Source organism: Halomonas sp. 3D7M, from assembly GCF_014897885.1.
Classification (GTDB): Bacteria; Pseudomonadota; Gammaproteobacteria; order Pseudomonadales; family Halomonadaceae; genus Vreelandella.
In genome coordinates this window covers 73316-86149 of sequence record NZ_JABUZF010000079.1, presented here as the reverse complement: position 1 = coordinate 86149, position 12834 = coordinate 73316, and the positions used below count along the sequence as shown (strand labels likewise).

Sequence of the window (12834 nt, the reverse complement as noted above, 5' to 3'; positions counted from 1 at the left end):
ATTGGCTCAGGGCGCGACTGCGCCGTTTTCCAAAGTGCCAAGCCACCGCTGCGGGAGCCAGTAAACCCGGCCGCTTTGATGTAAGGGTGCGCAACCAATGCCTGTCCAACCTCACGGCCAGAGCCGAAAATTAGCGAAAATACGCCTTCGGGAAGATCACACCGCTTGACGGCAGTTTGAATCGCACGTCCTACTAATTCGCTGGTTCCTGGATGTGCGGAGTGGGCCTTGACGACCACGGGACATCCCGCCGCTAACGCTGATGCGGTATCGCCGCCGGCGACGGAGAAAGCCAGTGGAAAATTGCTTGCACCAAAAACAGCGACTGGGCCAAGCGCGATATGGCGTTGACGCAAATCGGCGCGCGGCATGGGCTGACGATTAGGCATGGCCGGGTCAATTCGAACATCTAGCCATTCACCATTGCGTAGGGTTTTTGCAAATAGCCGTAGTTGGTTACAAGTTCGTCCTTGCTCCCCTTGAATCCTGGCTTGAGGAAGGCCAGATTCGGCCACTGCTCGGTTAATCAGTGTTTCTCCGAGCGCTTCTATCTCATCTGCAATGGTTTCGAGAAACTGTGCCCGTGCTTCCAGCTGCGTTTCGCGGTAGCTGTCAAATGAGCGCCAAGCTAACTCGCAGGCCCTTTCTACCTCTGCCTGGGAGCCACCTAAATAAGCGGGTTCAAGACGTTCATTATTCGCTGGATTGATTGCGTAAATGGCGTCACGAGAGCCCTGTACAGCTTGTTGGCCAATCAGCATTTTGCCTTGCAATGTCATGCTCGTCTCCGTCGTTAGAATAACGCGAATGGTCGGTAAGAAAAGAGCCGTCATAATCGCGCTAGGCGTGACAACTCCTGATATAGAGATTCTGGAATTGAAATACCTTCTTTTTGAGTGCGTTGCCGTGCCGTATATCGTCGTTGCGAAGGTAAGCGAGCGCCCTGGGCTATGATCGACGAGAACAGATCTTCAGCACGGGCCATATAATCCCCGAGCGTACTCCCCAAAAAGCGTTCAGGATCCATAGCGAGTATGAGTTCGCCGTGATAGGGGGAAGCACCGGCACCATCATCGTATGCCAGCGATTCAGCGCTGGTTAAGTCACCGATGAGAGGGCCAGCAATAAGCTCAATCATGATCGATAAGGCAGAGCCTTTATGGCCGCCAAAGGTAAGGAGTGCGCCGTCTAATACGTCAGCAGGATTTTGGCTATGCTGCCCTAAACGGTCGATACCCCAGCCCTCGGGAATGGGCTTATTTTCGCGGTGATGGAGCTCGATATCACCGCGAGCAATGGCACTGGTAGCAAAGTCGAAGATAAATGGTGGCTGACCATTAGGGCGCGGCCAGCCAAAGGCCAACGGGTTTGTACCCAGTAATGGGCGATTGCCCCCAGCGGGGGCCACCCAGGCATGGCTGGGATTACAGGCCAGCGCTACCAGCCCCTGGTCTGTGATAGCTTCAATCTCAACCCATAAGGCTGAAAAATGTACGCAGTGATTAATGGCAAGCGCAGCAATTCCTTGCTCACGCGCTTTTGCCGTTAAAATGGGTAAGCCAGCCTCGAAGGCAAGTTGCGAAAAGCCTCCTTTGGCATCAACCCGTACGATGCCTGGGGCGTGATCGTGCACTTCTGGCTGAGCATTGGCGACCACTTTCCCTGCCGCTAGCGTTTTAACGCAGTTGAGTAAACGGTACAGGCCGTGTGAATGGCACTCGTCGCGTTGCCCCGCTATCACTGCTTGAGATAGGGCGTGTGTCTGTTCTTGATTGAAGCCCTGGGCGTTGAGCACTGCTTTTGCCAGTACCTCGGCTTCCTCCAGACTCATACGGTGCATGAGTAACTCCTAGCAAAGAGAGTTTGCTCCAGCACATTAGCTGTGCTGGAGCAGTCGGCTGCTAAGCGGCAAAAAATTGTGTACCACTGAGCCTTAGATGTTTTCTAAGGAAGCAGACCAATTGGCATACCAGGTACGGAACAAGGCGTATTGAGATTCCACATAGTGGCGCTGGGCATCGCTCAGAGTGTCAGTTTCATTGAAGTGGAGGGAGTACTCGGAGTCCCCGTTGAGTACCATTAAGTGTTTGTAATACAGAACTAGGTCGCCGCCCTCATCGAAGGAGGAGAGAACTCCCAGCGCTTCCTCAAGCTCTTTGGCTAAACGGCGTGCTTCGACATTGCCTTGCGCGGCTTTTTTACTAAGAGCGACGAGCTGGAGCACCTCGCGGGGGAGAGCATTGCCAATGCCGGTGATGGCACCGGTGGCGCCACAGTTGACGAAACCATGGTAGACAGTCGTGTCTACACCTACCATCAAGGTGACATCGTCATCCTGGGAGGTAATGTTTTCCGCAGCGTAGCGTAGGTCATCGGCACCGCCAAACTCTTTGAAGCCGATTAGGTTTGGGTAACGATGACGCAGCTCAAAGAAGAGGTCTGCACGCGTCGCGAAGCCGTAGTAGGGGCTGTTATAAATGACGGCGGGCAGCTTAGGCGCTGCTTCTAAAATGGCTGAGAAATGAGCTTTTTGTGCCGCTACTGAGGTGCCCCGTGAGAGCACGCGCGGAATAACCATCAGACCATGGGCTCCCACTTTAGCAGCGTGAGCTGCATGGGATACGGCCTCTTTGGTATTTACTGCGCCAGTGCCCACGATGGTCGGTATGCCTGCTTGAACTAAACGGGCGACCCCTTCTTGACGCTGTGCTTCGCTTAACAGTGGCCAATCGCCCATGGAGCCGCAGTACACGACGCCACTCATACCGATATCTATTAACTCACGACCTTTAGCAACCAGAGCATCGAAGTCCGGTTGACGGTCCGCATTACAGGGGGTCATTAACGCAGGGATGCAGCCTGTAAAAATGTTATCACTCATTGTTTTTCCTTTCGGTTGGTGTTGTCAGTACTCACATCAGCACCGAGTTGATAGTGGAGTAATCGGTGCTGCTTGGTTAATGAAGAATCAGGGCGAGTGAGTCGCGTGCTTACTCGTCAGAAATGCCCCAGGCAAACGGATCCTGTTCATCAATAAGTAAGGTGGCATCTGCACTTAGGTAGGCTCGCCCCTTGATATAGGGACGAATGCAGTTGCCTTCCCATTCATAGTGTCCTTCGAACTGGCTGCCACAAATACTGGCTTGTACCCAGGTCTCTCCTGGCGATAATTTTCCATCTGCCGCTAGGCAAGCCAGTTTGGCGCTAGTGCCGGTACCACAAGGGGAGCGGTCATACGCTTTGCCGGGGCAAAGCACAAAGTTACGACTATCGGCTGCCTCGTCCTCTGTGAAGAGCTCAATATGATCGATTAGTCCGCCGTCCTCGCCAGTAATCGAGGCCGCTTCTAGTGCCTGGCGTACGGCCCAGGTGAATTCGGTTAGCTTTTCGGTGTTATCAAGCGCTAGCGATTGGCCATGCTGACTGATAAGGAAGAACCAGTTGCCTCCCCAAGCGATATCCCCATGCAGAAGCCCATAGCCAGGCACTTCAACAGGGACTTGCTGGCGATAGCGATAAGAAAGGACATTCCGGACAGTAACGGCACCGTCGTTGTGAAGGGTTGCACTAATAGGACCAACAGGAGTGTCTATTTTATGGGCGCCGGGTTCTATAAGGCCTTGATAATGCAAGGATGCGACGAGCCCGATAGTGCCGTGACCGCACATACCCAGATACCCCGAGTTGTTAAAAAAGATGACCCCGCAAGTGGCATCTGGTGACTCCGGCGCACAATAAAGCGCTCCCACCAACACATCATGCCCACGTGGCTCCAACATGCAGGCGCGCCGCCATTGATCATGAGAAGTACGCAGCGCTTCACATTTTTCTGCCATGGTTGCGCCAGGCAGAGTTGGGAATCCCTTCATTACCAGCCGTGTGGGTTCACCTGCTGTATGAGAGTCGATGATATGCACTCGTTTCATGGAACACCTGTGATTGTTTTGTCCTGGTGATCAACGCTGGCGCTACAGCGGATGTCAGCATCAATTGGTAGTTTTTATATTTTATACAATCTTCAAAATGATTTGTGAAGCCATATTTCGCATCAGGCTTACTTCTCTATGCATGAGTTATTGGTCTGAGTATTAGGAAGAGGTTGCTATTACAACGATTTATAGCAACTGGAGTAGAGATGTCAGCTGATAGGTGGTTAGACTAAAGTCGTATTATTGTAGAGGTGGTCGAATTATTCCTCGCTTTTTTAAGTCTATGGGAGCTCAGTGAGTCCCGATTCGGGATCCTTACTTAATCTCTAAGAAAACAAAGCTATTCCCATAAACGCTTCTTCATATAGCTTTTATATCAGAATTAGCTTAAGTATCTGAATTAAGATGGTGTTTTTAGAAAATTGTTCTGATTCTGCAAAGATAGTCTTGCAATGATTTATTATATATTTTATACAAAAAGGGCGGTCGAGATCGATTTGTTCGTAACTCATCTGGCTTTGCTCAGCGCGACAAGTCTGTTCCAGGGAGAGGGAAAGGCGAGCAGCAGACGGCTCTGCATTAACAGTATTTGCTGTAGGAAAAGCTTAAACGTACAGGCATGTAGCTACCTCTCAATGCCCTTTATTTAGCAATGGGGTGAGAGATAAATAAAACCAACATATAGAAAGGTTAGTGATCATGAAAACAAAGCAATGGCTTTCCTCTGTGGTAGCGGCGATAGCACTTTCCTCCCAAGTGCATGCAGCCGAAGTGGAATGGCGGGTGCCCACCTCCGTCCCAGGAGGCTCTCCATTCTATGAAAATTTCCTCGAACGGTTCTCACGCAACACAGAAATTTTAACTTCAGGACGAGCTAACATTAGGCCTTTTGGCGCGGGCGTGATTGTGCCTGCCTTGCAAGTTTATGATGCTGTCAAAGAGGGTACAGTAGAGGCGGGGCACTCCACGCCAAGCTACTTAGTTAATCAAAATCCTATAAACGCTATTTTTGCTGGATTCCCGGGAGGCATGGGGCCACAGTCATATGTTAATTGGATTTATGAAGGTGGCGGTCAAGAAGCATTGCGGGAGCTCCGGGCTAGTGAAGGATTGCACTCGCTAATCGTTGGCATTGGATCTACTGAAGTATTTGCTCATTCCAACGTGCCAATTAACGGGCCTGAGGATCTCGACGGCCTAAAGTACAGAACTTCTGGCCCTTGGGCTGAAGTTATGCGTGAGTACTACAATGCAGTCCCTACTGTTGTTCCGCCCGGAGACACTTACACTTTATTACAGCGTAAGGGTGTCGATGCTGTGGAGTGGGCAACGCCTTCCAGTAATTATCCAGAAGGCTTTCATGAAGCAGCCCGCTACATCATAGTCCCAGGTGTACATCAACCCACATTCCTTTGGGAAGTCGTTGTCCGTCAGGAAACATGGGATCAAGTGCCAGACGACCTAAAGCAGCTAATTGAGTCTGCAGCTAAGTTGACGACTTATGAAGGGCTTTCCAGTTTCTATCATAACGACCTAATCGCTATGGAAAATTATCGTGAAGGTAGAAACGAAGTCATTAGTTTGGACGAAGCATTCGTTGACGAATTAGCGGAAAGTGGGCGTTCATGGATTACTGCCCGGGCTGCGGAAGAAAGTGAAGCTGGCAACCCTGACATGGAAGAGATTTTAAAAGACTACCAAGAATATCAGTCGCGTTGGAATTCTCAGAAAGACTACCTCATAACTAATTAACATAAAAATTATAGGGGGAGGCTTTAAGAGTCTCTCCTTGTATATATAGACATGAGTGGTGCCAATAATGATATTTAAATTAGTAGATAAAATTTCTGAAGTGTCTGCGTGGATGAGCAAGCTGGCAATTGTTGTATTGGTGTTGTCAATGTTATATGAAGTGATAGCTCGCTATGTTTTTAACTCATCAACCATATGGGCATTCGATATTTCTTATATGGCTACAGGTGTTGCGTTTGTGCTGGGTGTTGCTTGGACAGCGCAGATTGATGGTCATATAAAAGTTGATGTGTTGAGTAGCCTGCTACCAAATAATCTTTATCGATTAATTATCGGAGTGGTTTATACAGTTGTATTGTTTCCGACTTTTCTATTTATGGCCTGGTATGGTTGGAAGAAGACTGTGTCGGCATTCATAACTAATGAGGTTGAAATGGTCAGTACATGGGCGCCTCAAATGTGGCCATTCTATACATGTATAGCTGTAGGTCTTACTCTCCTTGCTCTTCAGTTTCTTGTCATTGGGCTTCGTTCTTTTTTAAATAAGACTATAAAAAGTGAGATTGAGTAATGGATTCGACAATAGCTTCGTTAATGTTTCCAGGGCTTTTTTTGTTAATATTTTTAGGTATTCCGGTTGCTTTTTCATTAATTATAGTGTCACTTATTTCTGGTTGGTTCGCTTTTGGCCCTATGATTTTTCAACAACTTTATGGCAGTATTTATAGCGCTTCATCAAATTATGTGCTCTCTTCGATTCCTCTTTTTATTCTAATGGGAGCGATACTAGAGAAGTCAGGTATAGCAAAAAATCTTTTCGATGCCATTCAAATGTGGATTGGGCGGCTACCAGGAGGGCTAGCACTAACAACGATTGCTATGGCAGCAATATTTGCTGCTGCATCTGGAGTCGTTGGTGCGGTGGAAATAATGATTGGGCTAATGGCAATTCCTGCCATGAGAGCCTATAAATATAATAATTCACTGATTGCGGGTACGGTTTGTGCTGGAGGTTCTTTAGGAACAATTATACCTCCTACTGTCATCGTAGTCGTCTATGCTGCTCTCGCTCAACAGTCGATAGGTGCCTTATTTGCAGCGATTATATTCCCCGGCATTCTTATGCTTTCTCTTTTTGCTACTTACATAATTGTTCGATGCTGGCTGCGCCCTCAAGATGGCCCAGTCTCTACTATTGTTGACGATGATAAACCCTTTGCTCTTAAAATAAGAATTACACTGAAAGCGTTAGTGCCACCCTTGCTATTAATGTTCGCTGTGCTTGGGTCACTGTTGGGTGGTATTGCATCCCCAACAGAAGCAGCGGCAGTTGGCGTTGCCGGCGCAGTGATCTTAGCAATAATTAATGGTGGTATAACGATATATTCACTTACTGACTCTTTATCTCTTACCGTACGCATTACATCTATGATACTGCTTATAGTAGCCGGTGGTACGATGTTTACGGGTATTTTTGCAGTCAACGGTGGTGGAGAAATGGTATCGGCAATAGCCAATGGGTTAGGTGGTGGTACAGCAGGCGTTATTTTATTTTTCCTGGCGGTTACCTTTTTGCTAGGATTTGTTCTTGATTGGACCTCTATCGTTTTAATTTGCGTGCCAATATTTACTCCTGTGATTAAACAGCTTGGTATCGACCCTATTTGGTTTGCTACGTTAGTGTTGATAACAATCCAAACGAGCTACCTGACACCTCCTATGGCGTCGTCAATATTTTATTTAAAGTCAATTGCCCCTAGTGATATTACCTATGGGCAAATGTGCAAAGGTGTGTTGCCCTTTATCGCTGTGCAATTACTAACACTGGCTATCGTTGTACTGTTTCCTACAATGGCTACATGGTTGCCTGATAAGATTGTGGGTTTTTAAGTAATAAGTCATAACAGGTGGGCTTCTGTCCACCTGTTAACGTTAGTCATAATGTATATGGCATGTTGTTGTCGGTATATGCCATATGCCTGAAATAGCTAATAGTCACTATTAGAAAGGCTCAGGCGATTAAAGCGACCATAGCGCTCCTCAGCTACCCGCCAAACAGTACTTTCCTTGGGCCCTTGTTCAAGGTCGGCGCAGGTGTCAATTCGCATGATGGTGACGGCTTGGCAGCGCACGCTGAGTTGGCCGTTAGCGTTTCCCCGTTGCCACTGCCAGCGTATCAGGCGTTCTTGCTCACTGCCGCTATCGTCCAGCAGCGTTAGCTGGGGTTGGTGTTGATCCGTGCTTAGTTGGGTACTTAGGTGAGTCAGGGCGGCTAATTCTGCACACTGTTGGGCGGGGGTGAGTTGTGAGCTGCCCCGGTAGCCAGGCAAGTAGCGTTGGCCGTTCGCTTCTGCTTGCAGGAAGGGCAGTGCTTGCGCCGGGGTAATGCGTCCGTATTTGCGCACCTTGGGTAGCAAAATCAAACTAGCTGCTAACCGGCAGCCACCCAGATGGCTACTTTCCCAAGCCTCAAACGGTAGCTGGTGGTCAGCAATCGTTTGAGCCAGCGCCTTATAGGTTTGGTAGCCGTACTTGGCGCAGCATTTGTCTTTTGTGCCGTGGGTGCAGCAGAGCAGTAGGTCTTTTTCTAGCGGGGGCTGTTCCCACTCTGCCAGGCTGTTACCTGTTTGCAGAGCGCTTAAAAAGTCTTCTAAGTGATGGCGGGCGATTAGAAAGCGCCGCCGTTCTGGCATCAGAAATACTTGGTGCTGATGTTTATCCATTCCCGGTTGCTGAATCAGGTTAATACGTAGGCCGCTATCGGCAATGTCATCTAGTGTCTGTTTCAGCGTGTCGTTCATGTCGCTGGCATGGCGCAACTTGCGCAGCCACTTTGCGCGCGGCCAACTGATTAATAGATTGCGTTCGGCATGGGCAGCGCTCCCAGCTAATGGGTCATTCTGTTCACGGCTGAGGTCGGCGCAGAAAGTATGCTTCATAGGGCGATATGTTCTTCCGAGTCGGTGTGCTGTTGTTGGGTGTTAACCGTGAATTTATGGGGAACGCACACTGGACTGTTGCTTACCGGGTCGTGAAGTACGTGGGCATCCAGGTCGAAAACGCGCTTAAGATTGGCGGCGGTAAATATTTCGTTAGGCGCGCCGCTGGTGATGATCTTTCCATCTCGCATCATGATTAACTGGTCCGCGTAGGCGGCGGCGAGATTCAGGTCGTGAAGCACCAGTAACAGTGTGCGGCCATGCTCATGGGCCAAACGTGACAGTAGCGCCAGTAAGTCGACCTGCACTTTGAGATCCAGAAAAGTGGTGGGTTCATCCAGCAGGATCAGATCCGTTTGCTGAGCCAGCACCATAGCAATCCAGCAGCGCTGACGTTGCCCACCGGAAAGGGCATCGACGTTGCGCTCAGCGAACTCGGTCACGTTGGTGTAGGCCATGGCTTCGCGAATTGCACGGGCATCCTGTTCGGCATTTTTTTGCCACATTCGCTGATGCGGAAAACGCCCCATTCCGACCAGTTGTTGCACACTCAGCCCCTCGGGGGCGACCGGCCCCTGGGGAAGAATACCAAGTCGTTGAGCGACTTCCCGCGTATTGCTGCGGTGAATATCTTTGCCATCCAGATAAACGTGCCCAGCGCTTGGCGTGAGTGTACGCGCCAGCGTTTTTAACAGCGTGGATTTGCCACTACCGTTCGGCCCTAAAAGGACCGTTAGCTTGCCTTCCTGTATGCCGATATCGACACCGTCCAGCACGCGCTTGTCTTCATAACCAGCATGAAGGTTTTCACCTCTGAGCCGAGGCGTAAGACGGGAGGAGAGTGTCATGGGAAAGAGCGCCTGCATGATCTAAGCAGCCAGCACCGTAAGACAAAATATTCTCATTTTCAAATCTTTGTCCCAGCTGTGTACATTTCGATAAATCGAACGACGTGTTTCGTTGATGAAGCCATGTTGGTAATATATGCACAAGTTAATCGTTATCATTTAGATGTGCATTGTCTTTTGGGCGACTCACTCACTGCAAGGGAAAATAAGCGGATGTCGATAAAAAAACGCCACGTGTTTTGGCCAACAGTAACGCTTGCTGGGTTGGTAGCGGCTACCCAGGCACATGCTCAGTCGCCAGCAATCGCTGAAGCACAAGGTGAGCGAGGAGACGCGAATCAAACGGTGGTGGTGACGGCTTCCCGCACCAATTCCTCAAAAGAGGATTCTCCTCAAACGGTGCGTGTTATCACCGAGGAGGAGATCAGCCAACAGTTACAGCTAACCAGCGATTCATCGCAGATTTTAAGTAACCTGTTGCCCTCTTACTCCCCCAGCCGCCAAAAGATGACTGGTAGCGGTGAAACCCTTCGTGGGCGTAAGCCGTTGATTCTGATTGACGGTATTCCGCAGTCGAATCCTCTGCGCCCAACGGGTCGTGAAGCACACACGATCGACTTTTCCATGGTTGAGCAGATCGAGGTGATTCAAGGGGCTAATGCCACTAATGGGGTGGGAGCGGCAGGCGGCGTGATTAACTTGATCACTAAACGTCCCGAGCCGGGTTCGCTTAATCAGCATGCTGAGGTTCAGATAACGACTCCCACTAGTGAGTTAGATAGCGATACGCTCAGCTATAAAACCAGCTATGGGGTCAGTGGTAATCGCGGTGATGTGGACTATCTGTTTTCGGCCAGCCTAGAAGATCAGGGGCTATTCCTGGATGGAAATCGTGACCCTGTGGGTGTGGACAATACCCAGGGCGACCTGATGGACTCTCGCAGTTTCAATATTTTAGGTAAGCTGGCTTACTGGATTGACGACGATCAACGCCTGCAATTTACCCTCAATCACTACAATATTGAGGGCCACAATAATTATGTGAGCGTAACGGGAGATCGTGCCAATGGTGTGGTAACGACGTCTGAGCGTGGCACCCCCGAAGGTGATGCCCCCTATAACCGAGTTTGGACCACAGGGCTAAGTTACGATCATTATGACCTGGCGGGGATGCGTTTAAGTGCCCAGATGTTCTATCAGGATTATGAAGCGCTGTTTGGGGCAACCAACTCAGCGACTTTCCAGGATCCTGCGATTGCCCCAGTGGGATCTTTTTACGACCAATCCATGGCATCAACGAGCAAGTTTGGTACTAAAGTCTCGCTGACTAAAGATGATCTACTGAACGATCGACTCTCCTTAACGGGCGGTTTTGATACGCTGTTTGATGAAACCGAACAGTACCTATATCAGTCCGACCGTACCTATGTGCCGCCAACAGAGTACACCGATCTTTCGCCTTTCATTCAGGCTGAGTTTAGGCCCGTGGATTCACTGTTGCTATCAGCTGGCGCGCGCTATGAGTACGCCAAGCTAAAGATCAATGACTATCAGACGGTGGCGGCTAACAATAGTGTTGATGTTGCCGGTGGTAACCCCAGTTTCAATGAAACGCTCTATAACGTCGGCGCAGTGTGGAAACCTGTGGATCGTTGGAGCCTGTTCGCCAATTACTCTGAAGGTTTTTCTATTCCTGATGTTGGTCGAGCATTGAGGGGCATTAGCACCCCTAATCAATCGGTTAATAGCATTGAGAACCTGAGTCCGATCGTTACCGACAATATCGAGACAGGCGTTCGCTTTGAGAATGGCCGCTTAGCCGCTGAGCTTAGTTATTACGAATCCTCCTCCGACTTCGGCAGCCGACTCACGGAAGTCGACGATGTCTTTTATATGCAGCGTCAGGAGACTGAAATTAAGGGCTTTGAGGCCTCGGTAGATTATCAATTTACCGACCAACACACCGGCCGTTTGGCATACTCACGCATGGAAGGGCGCTACGACAGTAATGACGATGGCAGTTTAGACGCCAAGCTGTCCGGGCTGGATGTCTCGCCAGATCGTCTGACGGCCAGTTGGTCTGCCAATTGGACAGATAACCTTTCCACCTTTGTGCAGGCTAACTACGCCTTCGATAAAACCTTCGACGCAGCCAATCGTGAATTTGACGGCTATCTGTTGATGGATGCCGCCGTGGGCTACCAACTTCCCGTTGGACAGGTCAACGTCGGCATCGCTAACCTGCTTGATGAGCAGTACGTTAGCTATTACTCACAAAGTGCACTGGTGAACGACGAGCGCTATTTTGCCGGACGCGGTAGAACAGTGACCTTCGGTTATCGCGTCGATTTTTAACCCCGGTTCAGTAAGGACGGTAGCGCGCCCTGTGCAGCAAATACACAAAGAAGGGCGCGCCTATCCCGGCCACGAAAATACCGACGGGTAAGTCTTTGGGTAAAAAGGCTACGCGGCCTAACAAATCAGCGTTTAGAACGATCAAGGCTCCAACTAGCGCTGAGGCGGGCACCAATCGTGCCAGGTTGCGCCCTACTAGCCGAGCCGCTAAGTGGGGCGCAATTAATCCCACGAAGCTTAATCCGCCCGCAAACGCAACGGCGGCACCAGCTAATACCACGCTGCAGGCCAGTAATACTATTCGGCTGCGCAGAATAGGCACGCCAAGCCCTTCGGCCACATGGTCGCCCAGCGCCATGGCATCCGCATGCCGAGCGAAGGCTAGGCTGATAGGCGCTGCGACCAATATCCACGGCAATAGACCCCACACATCTTCCCATTGCGCCGCGTAAAGGCTGCCGGTAAGCCACACATAGGCCGTCATGGCCGCAGTGTCATCGCTAATGACGATTAATAAGGTAGTGCCAGCCCCCATGGCAGCTGCCAAACCAATACCCACCAGTACCATTCGTGCTGGGCTAATGCCGCTCTTCCACGCCAAACTGACGACCAGTAAAGCGGACACCAGCGCACCGAGCATGGCAGCAACGGGCAGCCAGCGAATGCTGAGGGTCGTGCTGAGCAGGGCTAAAAACAGCACTGCTGCTAGCGCCGCGCCGCTGGTGATGCCGATGACATCTGGCGATGCTAGCGGGTTACGCACAATGCTTTGCAGAATAGCACCTGCCACCGCTAAGGCGGCACCGACCAGTATCGCCAGCACGATACGAGGCAGTCTTAGCTCCCAAATAATAAAAGCGATATCGCTACTTTGGGGAGCGATCAACGTCTGTAAAACCTGTAGAGGTGGCGTGGGAAAGCTACCCAAGCAGAGGGATACGCCGACACTGAAGAGAAGCAGACAGCCTAACAGCAGCAGGCTGTTCAAGAGGCGGGCGCTTTTGCGTTCTG

11 protein-coding genes are annotated in these 12834 nt (G+C 50.2%); 4 read left to right on the top strand and 7 right to left on the bottom strand.

The features are described from left to right. From INT22_RS20210 to INT22_RS02920, 4 genes are all read right to left on the bottom strand, one after another. Positions 1-779, bottom strand: a 779-nt coding sequence (locus tag INT22_RS20210; RefSeq protein ID WP_226912359.1) for an aldehyde dehydrogenase family protein, incomplete at its 3' end; no start/stop codon positions are given. A 50-nt stretch (positions 780-829) separates the two neighbouring features. Continuing rightward, entirely contained in the window at positions 830-1840 is a 1011-nt protein-coding gene (locus INT22_RS02930; RefSeq protein ID WP_193067647.1) for an Ldh family oxidoreductase, read from the bottom strand. Positions 1841-1933: 93 nt separating this feature from the next. Beyond that, entirely contained in the window at positions 1934-2881 is a 948-nt protein-coding gene (locus INT22_RS02925) for a dihydrodipicolinate synthase family protein (protein WP_089039573.1), read from the bottom strand. A 109-nt stretch (positions 2882-2990) separates the two neighbouring features. Further along, on the bottom strand, positions 2991-3926 hold the full coding sequence (locus tag INT22_RS02920) for a 4-hydroxyproline epimerase (protein WP_193067646.1): 936 nt from the start codon (positions 3924-3926) through the stop codon (positions 2991-2993). Between the two features lie 702 nt (positions 3927-4628). Here INT22_RS02920 and dctP point away from each other — a divergent pair. The 3 genes from dctP (at position 4629) to INT22_RS02905 (ending at position 7571) form a co-directional block, all read left to right on the top strand. Further along, complete coding sequence (gene dctP / locus INT22_RS02915) at positions 4629-5681, top strand: TRAP transporter substrate-binding protein DctP (protein ID WP_193067645.1); 1053 nt, start codon at positions 4629-4631, stop codon at positions 5679-5681. A 67-nt stretch (positions 5682-5748) separates the two neighbouring features. After that, on the top strand, positions 5749-6252 hold the full coding sequence (locus INT22_RS02910) for a TRAP transporter small permease subunit (RefSeq protein WP_193067644.1): 504 nt from the start codon (positions 5749-5751) through the stop codon (positions 6250-6252). Next, positions 6252-7571, top strand: a complete 1320-nt coding sequence (locus INT22_RS02905; RefSeq protein ID WP_193067643.1) for a TRAP transporter large permease subunit — start codon at positions 6252-6254, stop codon at positions 7569-7571. The genes INT22_RS02910 and INT22_RS02905 overlap by 1 nt, the downstream gene beginning before the upstream one ends. Before the next feature lie 98 nt (positions 7572-7669). On the opposite strand, the gene INT22_RS02900 is transcribed toward INT22_RS02905, so the two are convergent. Continuing rightward, positions 7670-8620: a sucrase ferredoxin gene (locus INT22_RS02900; protein ID WP_193067642.1), complete on the bottom strand. Its 951-nt coding sequence runs from the start codon at positions 8618-8620 to the stop codon at positions 7670-7672. Then, positions 8617-9468 (bottom strand): ABC transporter ATP-binding protein, encoded by an 852-nt coding sequence (locus INT22_RS02895; protein WP_193067641.1) that lies wholly within the window; start codon positions 9466-9468, stop codon positions 8617-8619. Before INT22_RS02895 ends, INT22_RS02900 begins: the two co-directional genes overlap by 4 nt. A 213-nt stretch (positions 9469-9681) precedes the next feature. Here INT22_RS02895 and INT22_RS02890 point away from each other — a divergent pair, with 213 nt between their 5' ends. Beyond that, positions 9682-11823, top strand: coding sequence for a TonB-dependent receptor (locus INT22_RS02890; protein WP_193067640.1), 2142 nt, complete (start codon positions 9682-9684; stop codon positions 11821-11823). Between the two features lie 7 nt (positions 11824-11830). On the opposite strand, the gene INT22_RS02885 is transcribed toward INT22_RS02890, so the two are convergent. Next, a partial coding sequence (locus INT22_RS02885) for a FecCD family ABC transporter permease (protein ID WP_446718926.1) occupies positions 11831-12834 on the bottom strand: 1004 nt, incomplete at its 5' end.